Annotated in this window: 17 protein-coding genes; 10 read left to right on the top strand and 7 right to left on the bottom strand. The window is 73.9% G+C overall.

Annotated elements, in window-relative coordinates:
- The first annotated feature begins 52 nt into the window (after positions 1-52).
- The 4 genes from AC4H2G_RS07675 (at position 53) to AC4H2G_RS07660 (ending at position 3,687) form a co-directional block, all read left to right on the top strand.
- Positions 53-754, top strand: a complete 702-nt coding sequence (locus AC4H2G_RS07675; protein ID WP_494365166.1) for a YceI family protein — start codon at positions 53-55, stop codon at positions 752-754.
- A gap of 33 nt (positions 755-787) precedes the next feature.
- Positions 788-1,504 carry a metal-dependent transcriptional regulator gene (locus AC4H2G_RS07670; protein ID WP_494365165.1) on the top strand — a complete coding sequence of 239 codons (717 nt, stop codon included), beginning with the start codon at positions 788-790 and terminating at the stop codon, positions 1,502-1,504.
- Positions 1,505-1,617: 113 nt separating this feature from the next.
- Positions 1,618-2,862 (top strand): MFS transporter, encoded by a 1,245-nt coding sequence (locus AC4H2G_RS07665; protein ID WP_494365164.1) that lies wholly within the window; start codon positions 1,618-1,620, stop codon positions 2,860-2,862.
- Between the two features lie 165 nt (positions 2,863-3,027).
- Positions 3,028-3,687: a vitamin K epoxide reductase family protein gene (locus AC4H2G_RS07660; protein ID WP_494365163.1), complete on the top strand. Its 660-nt coding sequence runs from the start codon at positions 3,028-3,030 to the stop codon at positions 3,685-3,687.
- A gap of 7 nt (positions 3,688-3,694) precedes the next feature.
- Here AC4H2G_RS07660 and AC4H2G_RS07655 read toward each other — a convergent pair whose 3' ends face one another.
- Positions 3,695-4,135: a YbjQ family protein gene (locus AC4H2G_RS07655; protein WP_494365162.1), complete on the bottom strand. Its 441-nt coding sequence runs from the start codon at positions 4,133-4,135 to the stop codon at positions 3,695-3,697.
- Between the two features lie 74 nt (positions 4,136-4,209).
- Between AC4H2G_RS07655 and leuS the strand changes: the two genes are divergently transcribed.
- On the top strand, positions 4,210-7,260 hold the full coding sequence (gene leuS / locus AC4H2G_RS07650) for a leucine--tRNA ligase (protein WP_494365161.1): 3,051 nt from the start codon (positions 4,210-4,212) through the stop codon (positions 7,258-7,260).
- 72 nt (positions 7,261-7,332) lie between these two features.
- Here leuS and AC4H2G_RS07645 read toward each other — a convergent pair whose 3' ends face one another.
- On the bottom strand, positions 7,333-8,214 hold the full coding sequence (locus AC4H2G_RS07645; protein WP_494365160.1) for a putative endonuclease domain-containing protein: 882 nt from the start codon (positions 8,212-8,214) through the stop codon (positions 7,333-7,335).
- Positions 8,215-8,345: 131 nt separating this feature from the next.
- Complete coding sequence (locus tag AC4H2G_RS07640) at positions 8,346-10,313, bottom strand: helicase HerA-like domain-containing protein (RefSeq protein ID WP_494365159.1); 1,968 nt, start codon at positions 10,311-10,313, stop codon at positions 8,346-8,348.
- 85 nt (positions 10,314-10,398) lie between these two features.
- Between AC4H2G_RS07640 and AC4H2G_RS07635 the strand changes: the two genes are divergently transcribed.
- The 4 genes from AC4H2G_RS07635 (at position 10,399) to holA (ending at position 16,270) form a co-directional block, all read left to right on the top strand.
- Positions 10,399-11,247 carry a DegV family protein gene (locus AC4H2G_RS07635; protein WP_494365158.1) on the top strand — a complete coding sequence of 283 codons (849 nt, stop codon included), beginning with the start codon at positions 10,399-10,401 and terminating at the stop codon, positions 11,245-11,247.
- A gap of 126 nt (positions 11,248-11,373) precedes the next feature.
- Complete coding sequence (locus AC4H2G_RS07630; protein WP_494365157.1) at positions 11,374-12,606, top strand: ComEA family DNA-binding protein; 1,233 nt, start codon at positions 11,374-11,376, stop codon at positions 12,604-12,606.
- Complete coding sequence (locus tag AC4H2G_RS07625; protein WP_494365156.1) at positions 12,603-15,209, top strand: ComEC/Rec2 family competence protein; 2,607 nt, start codon at positions 12,603-12,605, stop codon at positions 15,207-15,209. The genes AC4H2G_RS07630 and AC4H2G_RS07625 overlap by 4 nt, the downstream gene beginning before the upstream one ends.
- Before the next feature lie 53 nt (positions 15,210-15,262).
- The gene (gene holA / locus AC4H2G_RS07620; protein WP_494365155.1) at positions 15,263-16,270 is read left to right on the top strand and encodes a DNA polymerase III subunit delta; all 1,008 of its coding nucleotides are present in this window, start codon (positions 15,263-15,265) and stop codon (positions 16,268-16,270) included.
- A gap of 78 nt (positions 16,271-16,348) precedes the next feature.
- Here the strand turns inward: holA and rpsT are convergent, their stop codons facing one another.
- The 4 genes from rpsT to AC4H2G_RS07600 all read right to left on the bottom strand — a co-directional run bounded on the left by rpsT (position 16,349) and on the right by AC4H2G_RS07600 (position 18,883).
- Complete coding sequence (gene rpsT, locus AC4H2G_RS07615; RefSeq protein ID WP_454043497.1) at positions 16,349-16,609, bottom strand: 30S ribosomal protein S20; 261 nt, start codon at positions 16,607-16,609, stop codon at positions 16,349-16,351.
- A 192-nt stretch (positions 16,610-16,801) separates the two neighbouring features.
- Positions 16,802-17,395: a type II toxin-antitoxin system PemK/MazF family toxin gene (locus tag AC4H2G_RS07610; protein ID WP_494365154.1), complete on the bottom strand. Its 594-nt coding sequence runs from the start codon at positions 17,393-17,395 to the stop codon at positions 16,802-16,804.
- 138 nt (positions 17,396-17,533) lie between these two features.
- Positions 17,534-18,247, bottom strand: a complete 714-nt coding sequence (locus tag AC4H2G_RS07605) for a maleylpyruvate isomerase family mycothiol-dependent enzyme (RefSeq protein WP_494365153.1) — start codon at positions 18,245-18,247, stop codon at positions 17,534-17,536.
- A 75-nt stretch (positions 18,248-18,322) separates the two neighbouring features.
- On the bottom strand, positions 18,323-18,883 hold the full coding sequence (locus AC4H2G_RS07600; protein WP_494365152.1) for a type 1 glutamine amidotransferase domain-containing protein: 561 nt from the start codon (positions 18,881-18,883) through the stop codon (positions 18,323-18,325).
- Positions 18,884-19,111: 228 nt separating this feature from the next.
- Here AC4H2G_RS07600 and lepA point away from each other — a divergent pair, with 228 nt between their 5' ends.
- The gene (lepA, locus tag AC4H2G_RS07595; protein ID WP_494365151.1) at positions 19,112-21,007 is read left to right on the top strand and encodes a translation elongation factor 4; all 1,896 of its coding nucleotides are present in this window, start codon (positions 19,112-19,114) and stop codon (positions 21,005-21,007) included.
- Position 21,008: the final 1 nt, after the last annotated feature.

Here is a 21,008-nt window from a genome sequence, read left to right as displayed (position 1 = left end):
ACGTGCGCGTCGCTGGCGCCGGGCCGACACGAGTCGCGGCAGGATGGGGCTCATGAGCAGGTCCACGCGCTGGGTCGTCGTCACCGTCGTCCTGGCGCTCGTCGTGCTCCTGCTCGCCCCGTTCGTCTACAGCGAGCTCACCGAGGGCCGCACGCCGCCGCCGCTGGGACTGCAGACGCCGGGGGAGACGTCGCCCGCCGTCGAGTCTCCGGCGCCGGGGCCGTTCGACGTCGACGGGCGTTGGGTCGTCGGTCCGGGCTCGGCGGCGGGGTTCCGCGCCGAGCGCCTCGGCGTCCCGCGGGACGAGGAGACGGTCGTCGGCAGCACGCAGGACGTGACCGGTGCGGTGGACGTCGTGTCGGGCGAGGCGACGTCGTCGCGCATCGAGGTCGCGACCGCGACCCTCACGACCGGGGACGCCGTCGAGGACGCGCTCCTGCGGCGCGTGCTCGAGGTCGACGTCTACCCGACATCGGTCTTCGCCCTCACGACACCCCTCGACGTGACCGCGGTCGAGGACGCGCCCGGGCCCGTGCTGCTCGAGGCGAGCGGGACCCTGACCCTGCGCGACGTCACCGAGCCCGTGACCGTCGCCCTCGAGGTCCAGCGCTCGGGCGACGGGCTGCAGGTCGACGGCGCGATCGCCGTCCGGTTCTCCGACTACGGCATCGGCGCCCCGCAGCTCGCGCCGGTCGAGGTGCGCGACGAGGGCACGGTCGAGGTCAGCCTCGCCCTGTCCCGCTCCTCGGGCTGACCGCGGCCGGTCGCCGTGGCCTAGGGTGGTCGCGTGGACCGCCCCGACGACCTCACACCCGTGGCCCAGGACTATCTCAAGGTCGTCTGGTCCGCCCAGGAGTGGTCCGACGAGCGCGTCACCACCAAGCTCCTCGCCGAGCGGATGGGCGTCGGGGCGTCGACCGTCTCGGAGACCGTGCGGCGCCTGAGCGCCCAAGGGCTGCTCGAGCACGCGCCGTACGGGGCGATCGCCCTCACCGAGCGGGGGCGGCTGCTCGCGCTCGCGATGGTGCGCCGGCACCGGCTGCTCGAGACCTACCTCGTCTCGGAGCTCGGGTACGGGTGGGACGAGGTCCACGACGAGGCCGAGGTGCTCGAGCACGCCGTCTCGGACCTCCTCGTCGAGCGCATCGACGCCCGTCTCGGCCGGCCCACGCGGGACCCGCACGGCGACCCGATCCCGAGCGCCGACGGCGTGGTCGTGCGCCCGCCCGCCGTGCCGCTCGGGGATCTCGTCGCGGGGGACGAGGGCGTCGTCGTGCGGATCTCCGACGCCGACCCGGACGTCCTGCGCTACCTCGCCGAGCTGGGTGTCGGGCTGGACACGCGCGTCGCGGTCACCGAGCGCCGCGAGTACGCGGGCACGCTGACGCTCGCCTGGTCGGGTGCGGGTGCGGGTGCGGGCGCCGGTTCGACGGCGCCGTCGCAGCTCGGTCTGCGCGCGGCCGGGCACGTGTGGGTCGTGCGCGAGACGGCCGTCTCCGCCTAGACTGACCACCTCACCACCCTCCTCGTCGTCGATGTCGCCGACAGCGATCGAATCGATTCGACCGCCCTACCCGACCGCATCCACCCGACCACCTCGACGACCCCGGGAGAACCATGACCGCATCGCGGACCGGGCCCGCGCTCCTCGCGCTCGCCCTGGGCGGCTTCACCATCGGCACCACCGAGTTCGCCACGATGGGCCTGCTCTCCGACATCGCGACCGACCTCGACGTGTCGATCCCCACCGCAGGGCACGCGATCACGGCGTACGCAGTCGGCGTCGTCGTCGGGGCGCCGCTGCTCACGGTCCTCGCGGCCCGCATGCCGCGCAAGACGCTGCTCCTCGCGCTCATGGGCTTCTACGCCGTCGCGAACGTGCTGTCCGCGACCGCGGGCAGCATCGAGACGCTCGTCGCGGGGCGGTTCCTCGCCGGGATGCCTCACGGCGCGTTCTTCGGCGTGGGGGCGGCCGTCGGGGCGGCGGTCGTGGGCCCGGGGCGGCGGGGCCACGCGGTCGCGATGATGATGACGGGCCTCACCGTCGCGAACGTCGTCGGCGTGCCGCTGTCGACCTACGTCGGGCAGCAGCTCGGGTGGCGCGCCGCGTTCGTCCTGGTGGGCGTCCTGGGCCTGGCCACGCTCGGAGCGCTCTGGCGGCTCGTCCCCGCCGGCGCGGGGCACGAGGCGTCGAGCGCGCGCCGCGAGCTCGCCGCGCTGCGCAACGCACCGCTGTGGATCGGCTTCGTCGCCGCGTCGATCGGGTTCGGCGGCATGTTCGCCGTCTACTCGTACGTCGAGCCGACGATCACCCGGGTGACGGGTCTCGCGACGGGGGCGGTCCCGGTCGTCCTCGCGGTCTTCGGCGTCGGGATGACGGTCGGCACGCTGGTCGGCGGCAGGCTCGCCGACCGTTCGGTGATGCGCACCGTCTATCTCGGGTTCGTGTCGACCGCGGCCGCGCTCGTGCTCTTCGCGCTCACCGGCGAGCATCCCGTCCCGGCGGTGCTCGCGCTCTTCCTGCTCGGCGTCACCTCGCAGGTGCTCGGTCTCTCGCTCCAGACGCGCCTCATGGACCTCTCGCCGTCCGCCCCGTCGCTCGGTGCGGCGCTGTGCCACTCCGCGCTCAACGTCGGCAACGCCAACGGCGCGTTCCTCGGCGGGCTCGTCATCGCGGCCGGCTGGGGCTACCTCGCTCCCGCGTGGACGGGCGTGGCGCTCACGCTCGCCGGCCTCGCGATCATCCTGGCGTTCGGTCGCCGCCCGGCTGGCGTCGTCGTCGCCACCCTGCCCGACGACGCCCGGTCACCCGCCGTGGACCAGGTCACCACGCCGAGCGAGAACCTGGGCAGCGCGAGGTAGAACCGTGGTGTCGCGAGGCGGGCCCAGGCTCTCCGTCGGCGGACCGCGGTTGTCCCTCGGAGCTCACAGCCGCGTCCCAGCGAGTCGCGATAGGTTGTGCGCACCGCGCCGTCGGCGCGACCACGACGGTCCGGCGCGAGCCGGCGACCCACGAGGAGCGTCCCCGTGAGCAAGAGCGCCCCTGTCGACGCGACGGACGAGTCCGGCCCCGACGAGCTCGAGCGGCTGCAGCCCGACGGACCGCGCCCGATGAGCGCGCGCACGATCGGCTGGTTGCTCGTCGTCCTGGGGGCGATCGGCTTCTTCGCCTCCGCCGACCTGACCGTCGAGCGCTACCTGACGCTGATCGACCCCGACCACGCCCTGTCCTGCACGCTCAGCGTGTTCGTGGACTGCGGCCCGGCCATGGGGTCCTGGCAGGGGTCGCTCCTCGGGTTCCCGAACCCGTTGCTCGGGATCGCGGGCTTCTCGGTCGTCATCACGACCGGCGTCGTCGTCCTGGCGGGGGCACGACTCCCGCGCTGGTACTGGCTGTCGCTCCTCGCCGTGACGACGCTCGCGCTCGCGTTCATCGTCTTCCTCGTCTGGACGAGCCTGTACTCCCTCGTGCGCCTGTGCCCGTGGTGCATGGTCGTGTGGGCCGTCGTCCTGCCGCTGTTCTGGTACCAGGTGGTCCACGCGGTGCAGGAGGGCTTCCTGCCCGCGAGCGACGGCGTGCGCCGGACGATCGTCGGCAACCGGCACCTGTTCCTCGCGATCGGCTACGTGGCGCTCGTCGCGTGGGTCTTCCTGGTCATGGGCCAGTACATCCTCACGAGCTTCTGAGCGGTCCTCAGCGCCAGGCCGGCTGGTCCGGGGCGCTGTCCTGCGGCCCGCCCTGGCTGCCGTACGCGGGGGCCGGTGCGGCCGACGCCTGGTGCGCGGACTGCGACGTCGCGCCGGGCTGGCCCGCTGGGATCGGCGAGACGACGACGGCCGTCCCGTACGCGCACACCTCGGAGAACGACTGCGCGATCTCGCCCGTGTCGAACCGCATGCCGACGACGGCGTTCCCGCCGCGCCGCTGCGCCTCCTGGACCATGCGGTGCATGACCTCCTGGCGCGACTCGTACACGAGCTGCGTGTACTCCTTGACCTCTCCGCCGCCGATCGCGCGGAACCCCGCGACGAAGTTGGCGCCGATGTTGGCGCTGCGCACGGTCAATCCCATCACCTCGCCGAGGACGGCGTCGATGCGGTACCCGGGGACCTCGTTGGTCGTCACCACGATCACGCGCACATCCTGCCACGGTGCAGCCGGTCGGGGGACCGCCGTCGGGCACGCGGGCGGTCGGTAGAATCGGCCGCGTGACCACCCCTGACACCACCGAGATCACGCACGCCTCCGGCCAGCCCGCCTTCCGGTACACCCCGGCGCTCGCGGAGCAGATCGAGCTCAAGTGGCAGGAGCTGTGGGAGCAGCGCGGCACGTTCTTCGCCGCGAACCCGACGGGTGACCTCACCGACGGCGAGGGGAACGCCCCCGACGGCGGGAGCCCGTACTTCATCATGGACATGTTCCCGTACCCGTCGGGGGCGGGGCTGCACGTCGGGCACCCCCTCGGGTACATCGCGACCGACGTCGTCGGGCGCTTCCGGCGCATGTGCGGCGACAACGTGCTGCATGCTCTGGGCTACGACGCGTTCGGCCTGCCCGCCGAGCAGTACGCGGTGCAGACGGGCCAGCACCCGCGCACGACGACCGAGGCCAACATCCTCAACATGCGCCGTCAGCTGCGCCGCCTGGGCCTCGCGCACGACTCGCGTCGCTCGTTCGCGACGATCGACCCCGAGTACGTGCGCTGGACGCAGTGGATCTTCCTGCAGATCTTCGACTCCTGGTACGACCCGGACGCGGAGCCGGTCGACGGGGTCACCGGTCGGAAGGGTCGCGCACGGCCGATCGCCGAGCTCGAGGCCGAGTACGCGGCCGGGTCTCGCCCCGTGCCCGGTGGCGTCGACGGCGTCGAGGAGGGCGCGGACTGGGCGTCCCTGTCGGACGTGCAGCGCCGCGCGGTGATCGACCCGCAGCGCCTCGCGTACGTCGACGAGTCGCCGGTGAACTGGGCCCCCGGACTCGGGACCGTGCTCGCGAACGAGGAAGTCACCTCGGACGGCCGCTCGGAGCGCGGCAACTTCCCGGTCTTCCAGCGCAGCCTGCGCCAGTGGAAGATGCGCATCACGGCGTACGCGGACCGCCTGGCAGACGACCTGGATCTCATCGACTGGCCCGAAAAGGTCACGGCGATGCAGCGCAACTGGATCGGTCGCAGCGAGGGCGCTCTGGTGCGCTTCGCGGTGCTCGGCAGCGCGGACGGCGCCAACGACGCCGCCGCGGAGTCGGGGACGCAGGTCGAGGTCTTCACGACGCGCCCGGACACGCTGTTCGGCGCAACGTTCATGGTGGTCTCGCCCGAGCACCCGCTGCTCGACGAGGTCCCTGCGCACTGGCCGGACGGGACGTCGTCGGCGTGGACGGGCGGGCACCGCTCGCCGGTCGAGGCCGTCGCCGCCTACCGGCGCGAGGCCGCGGCGAAGACCGCCGTCGAGCGTCAGGCCGACGCGGGGAAGAAGACCGGCGTCTTCACGGGCCACCTCGCGGTCAACCCGGTCAACGGTGCGACGATCCCCGTCTTCACCGCCGACTACGTCCTCATGGGTTACGGCACCGGCGCGATCATGGCCGTCCCCGGGGGCGACGAGCGCGACTTCGCGTTCGCGGAGGCGTTCGGGCTGCCGGTCGTGCACACCGTCCGACCCGCCGAGGGGTTCCCCGAGGACTTCACGGGCGCGTGGACGGGCGACGGCGAGATCGTGGCGTCGTCCAACGACGAGGTGTCGCTCGACGGGCTCGACGTGCTGGCCGCCAAGCGGACGATCACCGAGTGGCTCGTCGCGAAGGGACTCGGCGAGGGCACCACGACCTACCGCCTGCGCGACTGGCTGTTCAGCCGCCAGCGCTACTGGGGCGAGCCGTTCCCCATCGTGTGGGACTCGAACGACCAGCCGGTCGCGATCCCGGACGCGATGCTGCCCGTCGACCTGCCCGACGTGCCCGACTACGCGCCGCGCACGTTCGAGCCCGACGACGCCGGGTCCTCGCCCGAGGCGCCGCTCGGTCGCAACGACGAGTGGGTGAACGTCACGCTCGACCTGGGCGACGGGCCGCAGCAGTACCGCCGCGACACCAACACCATGCCCAACTGGGCGGGGTCGTGCTGGTACTACCTGCGCTACCTCGACCCGACGTGGACCGGTTCGACAGCGGGCGGGTCGGAGGACGGCGGTGCGGCGACCGACGGTGCCGCGACCGGCGCTGACGGGCCCACCGTGGTCGACCCCGAGCTCGAGCGCTACTGGATGGGTCCGGAGCACAACCCGACCGCCGGGCGCGCGGGCGGCGTCGACCTGTACGTCGGCGGCGTGGAGCACGCGGTGCTGCACCTGCTCTACGCACGGTTCTGGCACAAGGTCCTCTACGACCTGGGGCACGTGTCGAGCATCGAGCCGTTCCACCAGCTCTTCAACCAGGGCTACGTCCAGGCGTACGCGTTCACCGACGCCCGCGGCCAGTACGTGCCCGCCGCCGAGGTCATGGAGGAGCCCGCGTCGGACGGCTCGGGCGAGGTCGTGTACCGCTGGAACGGCGAGGTCGTGCAGCGCGAGTACGGCAAGATGGGCAAGTCGCTGAAGAACGTCGTCACGCCCGACGACATGTACGCCGAGTACGGCGCCGACACCTTCCGCGTCTACGAGATGTCGATGGGTCCGCTCGACCTGTCGCGCCCGTGGGAGACGCGCGCCGTCGTCGGGTCGCAGCGTTTCCTGCAGCGGCTGTGGCGCAACGTCGTCAGTGAAGACACGGGGGAGACGACCGTCTCGGACGAGCCTGCGTCGCCCGAGACGCTGCGCGCCGTCCACCGCGCCATCGCGGACGTGCGGGTCGAGATGGAGCACATGCGCCCCAACACGGCGATCGCGAAGCTCATCACGCTGAACAACCACCTCACGTCGCTCGACCGCGTGCCGCGCGAGGCCGTCGAACCGCTCGTGCTCATGACGGCGCCCGTCGCGCCGCACCTCGCGGAGGAGCTCTGGGAGCGCCTGGGCCACGAGAGCTCGCTCGCGCACGCGCCGTTCCCGACGGCCGACCCGCAGCACCTCGTCGAGGACACCGTCACGTGCGTCGTGCAGGTCAAGGGGAAGGTCCGCGGCCGGCTCGAGGTGCCGCCGTCGATCTCCGAAGCCGACCTGGAGGCAGCCGCGCTCGCCGAGCCGAACGTCGTGCGCGCGATCGACGGCGCCGAGGTCCGCAAGGTGATCGTCCGCGCCCCGAAGCTGGTCAACATCGTCGTCTGACCCACTCGCTGAGTGCTGGGTATTTGTCGTCGTCGGCCGATCGCGACGACAAATACCCAGCACTCAGCGCTCTCAGGCCAGGAGACGACGGCGTGCCCTCGCCGCTCGCACCCGGCTCACCAGACGTTCTGGGTGGCGGATCACGTCGTCGGCGGTCGCCGTGATGATGATCCAGCCCGCGTCCTCCAGCCGCTGCCGCCGCTCCACGTCGCGCCGCCATGTCGCCGGGTCGGTGCGGTGGATGTCGCCGTCGTACTCGATCGCGATGCGGAGCTCGGGGTACGAGAGGTCGGGGAGGGCGAGGAACCGCCCAGAGGCGTCGAGGGCGGGCCGGTTGACCTGCGGGCACGGCAGACCGGCCTGGACGAGGAGCAGCCGTGCCCTCGTCTCCATGCTCGAGTCGGTGCCTGGCCGCAGCAGGTCGATCGCGAGGCGGCATCTCGTCAGCCCTCGCATCTTGTACGTCCGCTCCATGAGGCGACGCAGGTCGTGCACCGTGGTCCGGGGATTCGTGCGCCGCATCATCGCGTCCCCGAGCACGACGACGGCGTCGGGTGGGAGCGCGTGGGCGAGATGGAGCCACGTCTGCGCTGGGGACGTGACGCGCAGCCCGTCGACGTGGACGACGTCGAGACGTTCCTGCCCGCAGAAGTGCGATGTCACGGCGGCCCGCTGCGGTCGAGCACCGCGACGCGGCACCACCACATGGATCCGGTCGTCGTGCTCGAGCTGCCACGGCACCTCGACACCGAGAAGCCGGAGCGCCGTCGTCCGCGCGAACGCGGTGGTCCCGTCGAGCTTGCGCGCGATCGCCTGGCAACGGTCCACGAGGGTGGCGCCGACGTCGTCGATCCGGACTCCCGACGTCGGAGCGAGCATCGACGGCCCACGCAGGATGCCGGGCGACACCCCCTGGGCCAACGCTTCGGACGTGGTGAGGATCCTGGAGTCCATGCGCCGAGGATGGTGACTCGCAGACGTCTGCGGGCCCGAATGCCGAGAACTGTGGACAACCGTCGCTGAGTGCTGGGTATTTGTCGTCAGGAGTCGGTCGGAACGACAAATACCCAGCACTCAGCAGACGGTCAGCGGCGGCGGGTGCCGAAGATCGTGCGCGTGAGCTCACGGCCGAGCTGCGTGCCCGCCGAGCGCAGGAACGCGTCCAGCGGGTTCGACGCACGCGACCCGCCCGACCGGCCCTCTGACCCGCCCGACCGGCCCTCTGACCCGCCGGAACCCGTCCCGCCCGTGCCCGAGCGGGCCTTCTCGGCGTCGCGCTCGAGCTTTGCGCGCATCTTCTCGAGCTCCGCCTGTTCCGTGCGCGCCGTGCGCTCGGCCTCCTTCGCCGCCTGTTTCGCGACCTTCTCCTGCGTCGCCGCCTCGACCTCGGCCGCCTCCTCGGCGGCGCGCGCCGCCGCCTGCTCCTGGACGCGCAGCTGCAGCAGCTCGAACGCGGACTCGGCGTCGACCGGCACCCCGTAGCGCGCCTGCGCAGGTGACGCGGCGACGACCGCCTCGAGCACGTCCGACGGCGCCGGGTCCATCGAGGACTGCGGCGCCCGGACCCGCGTCCACGCGACCGGCGTCGGCGCGCCGTTCTCGCTGAGCACGGTGACCACGGCCTCGCCGGTGCCGAGCGACTGCAGGAGGCGCTCGAGGTCGTACGGCGAGTGGGGGAAGGTCCGGGCGGCGGCGCGCAGGGCCGCCGCGTCGTCGGGCGTGAACGCGCGCAGCGCGTGCTGCACGCGGTTGCCGAGCTGGGCGAGCACGTCGGCGGGGACGTCCTTGGGGCTCTGCGTCACGAAGAACACGCCGACGCCCTTGGACCGGATCAGCCGGACGGTCTGCACGACCTGCTGGAGGAACTCCTTCGACGCGCCCGTGAACAGCAGGTGCGCCTCGTCGAAGAAGAACACGAGCCGTGGCCTGTCGGCGTCGCCGACCTCCGGCAGCTCCTGGAACAGGTCGGCGAGCAGCCACATGAGGAAGGTCGAGAAGAGCGCGGGCCGGTCCTGGACGGCAGGAAGCTCGAGCGCCGAGATCACGCCTCGTCCGTCCGGTCCCACCCGCAGCAGGTCCGACGTCGCGAACGCCGGCTCGCCGAAGAACACGTCCGCGCCCTGCGCCTGGAGCGCGACGATCTCCCGCAGGATCACGCCGGCGGTCGCGGCAGAGACGCCACCGATGGCCTTGAGCTCGACCCTGCCCTCGTCCGACGTGAGGTACGTGATGGTGGACTGCAGGTCCTTGAGGTCGAACAGCGCCAGCCCCTGCGCGTCGGCCCAGTGGAACACGAGCCCGAGGCTGGACTCCTGGGTCTCGTTGAGCCCGAGCACCTTCGACAGCAGGAGCGGTCCGAAGTCGGTGACCGTGGTCCGGATCGGCACGCCAGTCCCCAGCCCGCCGAGCGTGTACAGCTCGACGGGGAACGCGGTGGGCGCCCAGTCCTGCCCGATCGAGCGCGACCGCTCCACGATCTTCTCGTTCGACGCACCGGGCCGCGTCAGGCCCGACAGGTCGCCCTTGATGTCCGCGAGGAACACCGGGACGCCCGCCGCGGAGAGCCCTTCGGCCATCCCCTGGAGCGTCTTCGTCTTCCCGGTGCCGGTCGCGCCCGCGACGAGTCCGTGCCGGTTGAGCATGCCGAGCGCGAACCCGACCTGGACGTCCGCGCGCGGCACGGGGTCGCCACCGGGCTCACCCTCGAGGAGCGCCCCGAGCGGCAGCGTGCCGCCCTCGGACGCGTACCCCGCGGCCACCTCTGCGGCGTAGCCGCCGAGCGTGCTCGCGCCCGACGTCGCAGCCTCCTCGTCCCCGGCCGTCGCCGGTGCGCGTCCCTCCGTCGCGGCGTGCGCGGTCGGCGGCGCCGGTGCCGGCGCGCCGCCCTCGGTCGCCGGTGCCTCGGGGCCGGGCGTGCCCCGGGCGGCCTCGGCCGCCTCCAGCGCGGCCTGGGCCGCGGCGGCGCGCGCCTCGGCGGCCTCTGCGGCCGCCTGCGCGGCGGCCGCGCGCAGGGCGGCGAGCTCCTGGTCGGTCCGGGCGGCGTCGTCGGGCATGCTCGGATCGTAGGTTCGGCGGCGGCGCACCGCAGCCGGGCCGAGGATGCGGGCGGCCCGCCCGACGCCGTAGGGTGGCGCGGCCATGACCCACGACCACCACGTCCACGTCGTCACCGACTCGACGGCGTCCCTGCCGAGCGACGGCTCGCCGCGCCTGCGCTCGGTGCCGCTGCACGTCGTGGTCGACGACGAGTCGTCCCTCGAGGGCGTGGACATCACCGCCGACGACGTCGCCGCGCGCCTCGGCGAAGGACGCCGCGTCACGACGTCGCAGCCCTCGCCGCGCGCGTTCGCCGACGCCTACGCCGCGGCGGTCGACGCCGGCGCCCGCGCGATCGTGTCCGTCCACCTGTCGGGCGAGCTCTCGGGGACCGTCCACGCCGCGGCCCTCGCGGCGGCAGACGCCCCGGTTCCGGTGCGGGTCGTCGACTCGCGGACGGTGGCGATGGGGCTCGGCTTCGCCGCGAGGGCGGCGGCGGAGGTGGGACTCGAGGGCGCGGACGTCGACACCGTCGCGCGCCGGGCTCTTGCGGTCGCCGACACGAGCCGCGCCGTCTTCCTCGTCGACTCGCTCGACCACCTGCGGCGCGGGGGCCGCCTGAGCGCGGCCTCGGCGGCGCTCGGCACGGTCCTCGGCGTGCGACCGCTGCTCGCGGTGCGGGACGGACGGATCGAGGTCGTCCAGAAGGTCCGGACGAAGGCGGCCGCCGTCGAACGCCTGACGACCGTCGCCGTGGAGTCGGCGGGCCGTCGCCACGCCCCCGTGCTCGCGGTGCACCACGTGGGAGACGACGACGGCGCCCGGCGCCTCGCGTCCGAGCTCACGGCGCGGACAGGGCTCGACGTCACGGTGACGCCGGTGAGCGCCGTCCTCGGGGCTCACGTCGGCCCGGGCGTCCTGGCGGTCGTCGTCGCGGACCTCGCGCCCTAGGTTGCCGGCCGCGCGTCCCGGCTTCCGGGCGCCCGGGCCGTGCACAGGCCCGACGTCGCGCAGTCCCGTCCACAGGCGTCGTCCGGCGAGCCCCGTGCCCCCGTGGATGGTCCATACCGTGCGGGCATGACCACGCCTCGCCACGCCCCGCAGCCTCTCCCGTCCCGGTCGTCGGTCGCCCGGGCCCCGCGCCGCAGCGACGTCGTCGTGCGACAGCGGCTGCGAGCGGTCGCCGGCGGGACCCGGCCGGCGCTCGCCTGGCACCCGGCGACCGAGGCGGTCGAGGTGGTCCCGGTCCCGGGCCCGGAGCCGGAGCCGGAGCCGGAGCATCGCGTCGCGACGGAGCCCGCGCCGGACGGGTGGCTCCCGGTTCGCCCTGGCCCTGCCGGGAGGGAGGACGACCCGTGGCCCGATCGTGCCGCCGCCACGGAGGCCGAGGACAGCACGGCGGCGGAAGCGCTCGGTTTGCGCGCGCGGCGGCGGGCCGCCACGACCGTCGCGCACGCGTACGCCGCGGCGCACGGCCACCCGACGACGCACTCGGGCTTCGCCGCGCTCGACACGCCCGACGAGGCCGGGGAGCGCGGGACCCGGCGGGTGCGGGCCGGGGTTTCGGTGCGCGTCGCCGTCGCGGGTTCCTTGCTCGTCCTCGTCCTCGGCGGGGTGACGGCGGCGCTCACCCTGCGACCCGAGCCGGTGGCCGCGCTCGCCCCGGTGGAGGACGCTCCGGTGCAGGATGCCGGTGAGCCCTCGGGCGAGGCCGGCCCGGCGGCGACGACGGGCGACACGGCGACGACGGACGACACGGCGACGACGGACCACGCCGGTGGCGCGCACGACGACATGACGGGCGCGGGCACGTCGTCCGCCGAGGACCCCTCGGCCGGGAGCGGGACGGCCGTCGTCGTGCACGTCGTGGGACAGGTCGCGACGCCGGGCCTCGTGAGCGTTCCTGCGGGCGCACGGGTCGCGGACGCACTCACGGCGGCGGGCGGGGCGGCGCCTGACGCCGATCTCACCGCCCTCAACCTCGCCCGGACCGTCGTGGACGGCGAGCAGATCGTCGTGCCCCGCCCCGGCGAAGCGGTCGCCGCCGCGCCCTCCACCGCCGGGTCGACCGTGGCCGGGTCGACCGTGGGCGGGTCGACCGCCGGGACGGCACCGGCGGTGCCCGTCGACCTCAACACCGCCGACGCGGCGGCGCTCGACGGCCTCCCGGGCATCGGCCCGGTGCTCGCGGAGCGCATCGTGGCGTGGCGCGACGCCAACGGCCGCTTCACGTCGGTCGACGAGCTCGGGGAGGTCAAGGGCATCGGGCCCGCGATCCTCACCGACCTGCGCGATCTCGTCCGCGTGTGACGGACCTGCGGCTCGCCCCGGCGGCGCTCGCGGCGTGGACCGCGGCCGCGGTCGGCGTCGGAGGAGCGCCCGGTGCTGTCCTGGGAGCGGCGGCGCTCGGGGCGGCGGCCCTCGGTCTGATGTGCCTCGCGGTCCTCGGCCGCGCCGTCGCGGCCAGGAGGACGGCGAGGCTGTCGAACGGCACACGCCGTGTCGGCGCCGCGACCGAGCTCGGCGCCGCGACCGAGCGACGAACGACGAGACCGGACGGGCCGACGCGCGAGCCGGGCCGTCGTGGCGGGATCGTGGGGCAGGCGGTGCTCGTCCTCGCGTGCGTGACGGCGGTGCTCCTCTCGTGCGGTGCCCAGGTGGTCGAGCGCGCCGGGTCGGGGCTCCCCGACCTCGCGCGCGACGGTGCCACGGCGCGCGTCACGGCGACCGTGCGCTCGGCCGTCGTCCCGCGGGCGAACCCGTGGACGGGGCAGGAGGACCGTCGCGAGGTCCGGGTCGAGGCGGTCCGTCTGACGGCGCGCGGCGTCACGACCCCCGCGTCGGGCCCGCTCGTCGTGGCAGGTGGCGGCGGCGCGTGGGACGGCCTCGCCTACGGGGCGACGGTCGAGGCCGTGGGCACGCTGTCCGTCGACGGCGACCGCACGTTCCTCCGTGTCGACGAGGCTCCGCACGTGCTCGAACCGGCCTCGCCACCACTGCGTGCGGTGCACTCGATGCGGCAGGGACTTCTCGACGCCACCGCAGGGCTCTCCCCGCAGGCGCGCGGCCTGGTGCCCGGCGTCGCGGTCGGGGACACGTCGCGCCTCGACCCGGAGCTCGACGAGGCGATGCGCACGACGTCCCTCACGCACGTCACCGCGGTGTCGGGCGGCCACTTCGCGATCATCGTCGCGTGCGTCGCCGCGCTCTGCGTCGCGCTGCGCGCGTCGCGCACGGTCCGCGTGCTCGTCACGGGCGCCGCGATGGCCGGGTTCGTCGTGCTCGTCCATCCGGAGCCGAGCGTGCTGCGCGCGGCCGGGATGGGCGTCGTCGGGCTGACGGGCGTCCTGCTGGGTCGACCCTCGCGGGCGGTCGCGGCGCTCGGGGCAGCCGTCGTGGTTCTCCTGGTGCTCGACCCGTGGCTCGCGCGGTCCTACGGCTTCGTGCTCTCCGTGGCGGCGACCGCGGGCCTCGCCCTCGGCACGACGCCCCTCGCACGCACGATCGCGCCGTGGTGCGGCCGCACGGCGGCGCACGTCCTCGCCGTCCCGGTCGCGGCCCAGGTCGCGTGCGCCCCGATCCTCGTGCTGCTCGAGCCGTCGGTGAGCGTGTACTCCGTGCCCGCGAACCTGGTCGCCGCGCCGGCGCTCGGTCCGGCGACGGTGCTCGGTGTGGTCGCGACGCTCCTGGCGCCGGTCTGGCCCGCGGCGGCGACCGCCGTCGCCGCCCTCGCGGGGATCTTCACGGGCTGGATCGCGGGCGTGGCGGAGGTCTTCGCCGGGCTCCCGGGCGCACGCCTGCCGTGGCCCGGCGGCGTGGGCGGGCTGCTCGTGCTCGCGGCCCTCACGGCGATCGGCCTCACGGTGCTCCTGCGCTCGCGGGTCCTGCGACGTGCCGGGGAGCGGCGCGAGCTGCGGCGAGACCGCCGCCGGCCGTGGCGCAGCCGCCTGCGCGGGCACCTGCGTGCCGTGCGCAGGGCCTCCCTCCCGGCGCTGCTCGCGGGCCTCGCCGGGATCGCCGCGGTGGTCCTCGTCGTCGTGCTCGTGGGGCGCGGGCTGGCGGTCGTCGACGACGGGGTACCGGCCGACTGGGCGGTCGTGGCGTGCGACGTCGGCCAGGGCGACGCGCTCGTGCTGCGCTCGGGTCCGTCGTCGGCGGTGGTCGTCGACGTCGGCCCGCCCGGTGCCGCGGCCGACCGGTGCCTCGACGACCTCGATGTCGACCGGGTCGACCTGCTCGTCCTCAGCCACTTCCACGCCGACCACGTCGGGGGCCTCGACGCGGTCCTGCGGGACCGTGTCGTCGAGCGTGCGCTCGTCACGGGGACGCGCGATCCCGTCGCGCAGGCAGACCGCGCGCTGGGGCTCCTCGAGGCCGCCGGCGTGCCCGTCGACGTCGCGCGGCCCGGAGACGCCGCGCTCGCGGGCGGGGCGGACGGGGTGCGATGGGAAGTGCTCCAGGCGGGTCCCGGTCCCGTCGCGGAGCACGGCCGCACGTCGCCGGCCCGCGGGGAGGACAGCGGTGAGGAGGGCACGGGGGAGGAGGGCGCGGCGAACGACGCGAGCGTGGTGCTCCTCGCCCAGGTGCAGGGGGTCGACGTCGTGGCGCTCGGCGACCTGGAGGACGCCGGCCAGGAGTCGCTCGCACGAGTGCTCGACGAGCGCGGCGACGCCGAGGTCGACGTCGTGAAGATGGCCCACCACGGCTCGCGGACGCAGGCGGAGCGGCTCGCCGCGGAGCTCTCCCCGGCCGTCGCGCTCGTCAGCTCGGGTGAGAACACCTACGGGCACCCGACCGACCACGCGCTGGACCTCTACCGCGGCGTCGGCTCCACGGTCCTGCGGACGGACACGTGCGGCACGTTCGCCCTCGTCGTGCGCGACGGCCTGCTCGGCGCGGCGGGTTGCGGCTGACGCGACCGGCGCGACCGGTTCGCCCGGTGGGTGGGCCGTGGCAGGCTTGGCGCATGCCCGCGCCGTCCCGGTCCTCCGCCCGCCCGTCCGCCGCGACCGCGTGGGACGACGTCCGGCTCGCGCCGGTCATGCTGGTGCAGGGACCGGAGTCGTTGCTCGCGGAGCGTGCCGTGGACGCGGTGATCGACCTCGCGCGCGAGCGCGACCCCGAGGTCGAGAAGGTCGAGCTGGAGGCCGCGACGTACCAGCCGGGGATGCTCACGGTGGCGGCGAGCCCGTCGCTGTTCGGCGAGGCGAAGATCGTCGTCGTGCGCGGGGCGGAGGGCGCGACCGACGCGCTCGTCACCGACGTGGTCGCGTACGTGCCGGTCGCGGACCCGGCGACGACGGTCGTCGTCGTGCACGGTGGCGGCGTGCGCGGCAAGCGCATGCTCGACGCGATCCGGGCGAGCGGCGCGCCCGTCGTCGCGGTCGAGGCGATCAAGAAGGACGCTGACAAGGCCACGTTCGTCACCGCGGAGTTCCGTCGTGCTCGTCGGCGCATCGACGGAACGGGTGTCCGCGCCCTGGTCGAGGCGCTCGGCAACGACCTGCGCGAGCTCGCGGCAGCCTGCTCCCAGCTGATCACCGACACCGACGGCACCGTCACGGAGCAGGTGGTCGACCGCTACTACGGCGGGCGCGTCGAGGCGACGGGCTTCCGCGTCGCCGACGCCGCCGTCGCCGGTCACGCGGGGGAGGCCGTCGCCCTGCTGCGGCACGCGCTCGCGACGGGCGCAGACCCGGTGCCGCTCGTGGCAGCGCTCGCGATGAAGCTCCGCGCGCTCGCGAAGGTCGGTGCGATGCGCGGCCGGGGCGGCGCGTCCGCGAAGGAGCTGGGCATGGCGCCCTGGCAGGTCGACCGCGCGAAGCGCGAGCTCGCCGGATGGTCGCCCGAGGGGCTCGCCACGGCGATCAGCGCCGTGGCCCAGGCCGACGCCGAGGTCAAGGGCGCGGGGCGTGACCCCGTGTTCGCCGTCGAGCGGGCCGTCCTGACGATCGCGGGCTCGCGCGGGCGCTGAGCCGCCGAGGGGCGCCGACCCGTCCGGGTCGGCGCCCCTCGTGGAGAGCCTGTGGTCGCCTCAGGGGCGACGCGTCGTTCAGAGCGCGTTGACCGTCTTCGCGATGGCCGACTTGCGGTTCGCGGCCTGGTTCGCGTGGATGACGCCCTTCGAGACGGCCTTGTCGAGCTTGCGCGAGGCAGCCTGGAGCGCGGTGCTCGCCGCGTCCTTGTCGCCGGCGGCGACGGCCTCGCGCACGCGGCGCACGTACGTCTTGAGCTCGGACTTGACCGCCTTGTTGCGCAGGCGAGCCTTCTCGTTCGTGCGGATGCGCTTGATCTGGGACTTGATGTTGGCCACGTGTGAGCTTTCTGGTGTGTTCGCCGAAGCGAGCGGATAGGTCGTAGAGGGCGGCTCCAGCTCCGGGACTGGGGTGGGGAACCCGTGGAGAGGTGCTGGAGCGGTGCCCGCCGACCTGGGCGGACACGCGACCAACGAGACTACCAGCCCGGACCCCTCTCGATCCAGTCGGCCGGAGTCGTCCAGTCGCTGTCAGCGGTGGGCCGCGACGCCCGCCACGACACGGTCGAAGACGGCACGCCCGACGACGGCCCCCTCACGTCGCACCACGTCGGGGTCGACGCGCAGCACGCGGTCCAGCCGCACCTCGCTGTCCCGTCCCTTCGCGTCCCACGGCCCGGAGCCGATGTCGAGCCAGTGCCGGCCCCACCGTGCCTCGTCGCGCGCGTCGCGCGAGTGGTCCTTGCTCGTGAGCATCACCCCGAGCAGCCAGCGTCCGTCCCTACCGACGAGCAGCACCGGGCGGTCCTTGCCCTGGGCGTGGTCCTCCTCGTAAGGGACCCAGGTCCAGACGATCTCGCCCGGGTCCGGAGCGCCGTCGAGCCGGGGTGCGTACGCCGCGCGCACCGCCCCCGTGTAGTCGCCGGGGTACGCCCCACCTGGACGGGCTGCCGGGCGCGCCGGGCCCCGCGGCGTCGGGCCCGACGAGCGCGGGGGCGCCGGTCGCGGTGCGGGCCGGGGTCCACGGGTCCCGGTGGTGCCGGACCTCCCGGACGGACGCGAGATCCCGCGCACGACGGAGCGCGCCGCGTCGGTGAGCAGTCCCAGCCATCGGTTGCGTGCCACGCGCGGCACCCTACACGCGGGGCCACCGGCAGCCACCGGCAGCAACCGGCAGCAACCGGCAGCAACCGGTATGGTCGCGTCAGCGGACGCTTCCCGGACCGGGGGCGTCAGGCGCAGGGCTCCCGGGGATCACCGGGCTCACGGGGTGATGCGCTCGGCGAGGGCGGCGTCGAGCGCTGTGGCGTCGCCGTCCAGCGTCAGTCCCGTGACGGCAGCCGGGTCGGGGGCGACGCGCCCCCAGAGGACGAGGGCGAGCTCTCGCGCGGGTGCCGAGACGCGCACCGCGGTCGGCGTGCCCTCCGCGGCACCGAGGACCCACGTGCGGGGCGCGTCGGTGGCGACCAGCGTCACGGGCCGCTCCAGGGGTGCCATGCGCCCCAGGCGCACCTGGCGCGGCTGCATGACCGTGACCACCTCGTCGACCGTGTCGGCCCACACGTGCGGCGCGACGTCGTCCACCGTTCGCCCCGTCGCGGCGCGCAGGTCGTGCAGGTGCACGAGCGTCTCGTGGACCTGCCGTCGGTGCCAGAACCGCGCGGTCGAGCCGGGGTCGTCGGTCTCGAGGAGCGTCCACGCACGCGCGTGCGGGTCGAGCGACGTGAGCGTCTCGCGCAGCTCGGCGGCCTGCTCGGCGTAGAACGGCGCGAGGTCGAACGGGCCGCGGCCGAGCGGCGTCTCCTGCCGGCGCCGCGCCTGTGCCGCGGCCCAGTGGTGGATGCGCCCGAGGTGCTCGACGAGGTTCCGCACGCGCCACCGTCCGCACGCCGGGACGGGTGCCCGGGGGTCTGCTCCCGGCACGTCTGCGAGGAACGCGTCCTGCAGCCGTCCGAGGAGAGCGAGCTGGTCGTCCATGCGGGGAGTATGCACCGCGCCGCGGACACACATGCACGCGGGCTCGCACGCACGCCCTGCTCGTCGCGTATGTGGTCAGGCGGCGAGCACCGCGTCCACCTCGCGCAGGAACGCGTCGAGGTCGTCGGGCTTGCGGGAGGTCACGAGCGTGTAGCCGCCCTCGTCGTCGCGCACGACCTCGCGGTCGACCCACGCCCCGCCGGCGTTGAGGACGTCGGTCTCGAGCGACGGGTAGCTCGTGAGGGTCTTGCCCTCGACCGCCGCCGTCTCCACGAGGGCCCACGGGCCGTGACAGATCGCGGCGACGGGCTTGCCGGCAGTGGTGAAGGTCCGCACGATCTCCATCGCGTCGTCGTCGAGACGCAAGGAGTCGGCGTTGAGCGTCCCGCCGGGCACGAGCAGCAGGTCGTAGGAGGCGGCGTCGACGTCCCCGAACGTGAGCTCCGGCGTCACGGCGCGGCCGGGGTCCTTGTCGCCCACGAGCGTCTGGACGTCGTCGGTGGAGACGGCGGCGACGTCCACGCGGACGCCCTCGCCGCGCAGGTGGTCGAGCGGGACGACGAGCTCGTCCTGCTCGACGCCGTAGTTGGTGACGATCGCCAGCACGCGGCGGCCGGTCAGGTCCGTTGCGGGCACGGTGGTCTCCTCTCGTGGGGGTTCGTCCTCCACGCTAGGTCGGCGCCCCCGGTCTCGCAGGACGTGGCGGTCGGTCCCGACGGCCGGGGCACGCGTGGGACAATGGACGTCCGTGTCGCCGGGCAGCGGGCGTGACCGCCGAGACCAGCCCACGGCGGCCCGGCCGCACGCCAGCCACACCCCTCACGCCACTCACGCCACAGCCCACGTCACAGGAGCGCACCCGCGTTGTCCCCGATCCCCAGCACCGAGCTGAGCACCCGGATCCAGCCGGCGGCCACGCCGCCCGAGCTGATCCGCAACTTCTGCATCATCGCGCACATCGACCACGGCAAGTCGACCCTCGCCGATCGCATGCTGCAGCTCACCGGCGTCGTCGAGCCGCGGGCCATGCGCGCGCAGTACCTCGACCGCATGGACATCGAGCGCGAGCGCGGCATCACCATCAAGTCGCAGGCCGTGCGCATGCCGTGGGGGCGCACCGACGAGTCGGGGACCGACCAGGCCTACGCGCTCAACATGATCGACACGCCGGGCCACGTCGACTTCACCTACGAGGTCTCGCGGTCGCTCGCGGCGTGCGAGGGCGCGGTGCTGCTCGTCGACGCGGCGCAGGGCATCGAGGCGCAGACGCTCGCGAACCTCTACCTCGCGATGGAGAACGAGCTCGAGATCATCCCCGTCCTCAACAAGATCGACCTGCCGGCGGCGCAGCCGGAGAAGTACGCGGAGGAGATCGCGCGGCTCGTCGGCGGGGACCCGGCCGACGTCCTGCGGGTCTCCGGCAAGACGGGTGCGGGCGTCGAGGTGCTGCTCGACCGGATCGTCGAGCGCGTCCCGGCCCCGGTCGGCGACGCCGACGCCCCCGCCCGCGCGATGATCTTCGACTCGGTCTACGACACGTACCGCGGCGTCGTGACGTACGTGCGTGTCATCGACGGCAACCTCAACCCGCGCGAGCGCATCGTCATGATGTCGACGCGCGCGACGCACGAGCTCCTGGAGATCGGCGTCATCTCGCCCGAGCCGCACATCACGAAGGGCCTCGGGGTCGGCGAGGTCGGCTACCTCATCACCGGCGTGAAGGACGTGCGGCAGTCGAAGGTGGGCGACACGGTGACCAACGCCGCGAAGCCCGCGACCGACGCCCTCGGCGGGTACTCCGACCCGAAGCCGATGGTCTTCTCGGGCCTGTACCCGGTCGACGGCTCGGACTACCCGACGCTGCGCGACGCACTGGACAAGCTCAAGCTCAACGACGCCGCGCTCAACTACGAGCCCGAGACGTCCGTCGCGCTCGGCTTCGGCTTCCGCGTCGGGTTCCTCGGCCTGCTGCACCTGGAGATCGTGCGCGAGCGCCTCGAGCGCGAGTTCGACCTCGACCTCATCTCGACCGCGCCGAACGTCGTCTACGACGTCACGCTCGAGGACGGCACGGTCGTCAAGGTGACCAACCCGTCGGAGTTCCCGGGCGGCAAGATCAAGGAGGTCGTCGAGCCGGTCGTGCGCGCGACCATCCTGGCGCCGAGCGAGTTCGTGGGCACGGTCATGGGCCTGTGCAACGACCGGCGCGGGCAGATGCTCGGCATGGACTACCTGTCGGAGGACCGCGTCGAGCTGCGCTTCACGCTGCCGCTCGCCGAGATCGTGTTCGACTTCTTCGACCACCTCAAGTCCCGCACGCGCGGGTACGCGTCGCTCGACTACGAGCCCTCGGGCGACCAGGCCGCCGACCTCGTCAAGGTCGACATCCTGCTCCAGGGCGACCAGGTGGACGCGTTCAGCGCGATCGTGCACAAGGACAAGGCGTACGACTACGGCGTGATGATGACCGCCAAGCTCAAGGAGATCATCCCGCGCCAGCAGTTCGAGGTGCCGATCCAGGCGGCCGTCGGCGCCCGGGTCATCGCGCGCGAGACGGTGCGGGCCATGCGCAAGGACGTCCTCGCCAAGTGCTACGGCGGCGACATCAGCCGCAAGCGCAAGCTGCTCGAGAAGCAGAAGGAGGGCAAGAAGCGGATGAAGAACATCGGGTCCGTCGAGGTCCCGAAGGACGCCTTCATCGCCGCGCTCTCCTCGGACGGCGCGGGCGGCAAGGAGACGAAGGACAAGACGAAGAAGTGAC

This window comes from Cellulosimicrobium sp. BMG9.23 (genome assembly GCF_059159985.1).
The sequence above is the reverse complement of the archived record's forward strand: the minus strand, read 5'-3'. Positions and strand labels throughout refer to the sequence as shown.

Excerpts from the sequence above, each read along its gene's own strand:
- AC4H2G_RS07675 (WP_494365166.1), top strand. The coding sequence starts at position 53 with ATGAGCAGGTCCACGCGCTGGGTCGTCGTCACCGTCGTCCTGGCGCTC.
- AC4H2G_RS07665 (WP_494365164.1), top strand. The coding sequence starts at position 1,618 with ATGACCGCATCGCGGACCGGGCCCGCGCTCCTCGCGCTCGCCCTGGGC.
- AC4H2G_RS07645 (WP_494365160.1), bottom strand. The coding sequence starts at position 8,214 with ATGGACTCCAGGATCCTCACCACGTCCGAAGCGTTGGCCCAGGGGGTG.
- AC4H2G_RS07640 (WP_494365159.1), bottom strand. The coding sequence starts at position 10,313 with ATGCCCGACGACGCCGCCCGGACCGACCAGGAGCTCGCCGCCCTGCGC.
- AC4H2G_RS07635 (WP_494365158.1), top strand. The coding sequence starts at position 10,399 with ATGACCCACGACCACCACGTCCACGTCGTCACCGACTCGACGGCGTCC.
- AC4H2G_RS07630 (WP_494365157.1), top strand. The coding sequence starts at position 11,374 with ATGACCACGCCTCGCCACGCCCCGCAGCCTCTCCCGTCCCGGTCGTCG.
- holA (WP_494365155.1), top strand. The coding sequence starts at position 15,263 with ATGCCCGCGCCGTCCCGGTCCTCCGCCCGCCCGTCCGCCGCGACCGCG.
- AC4H2G_RS07605 (WP_494365153.1), bottom strand. The coding sequence starts at position 18,247 with ATGGACGACCAGCTCGCTCTCCTCGGACGGCTGCAGGACGCGTTCCTC.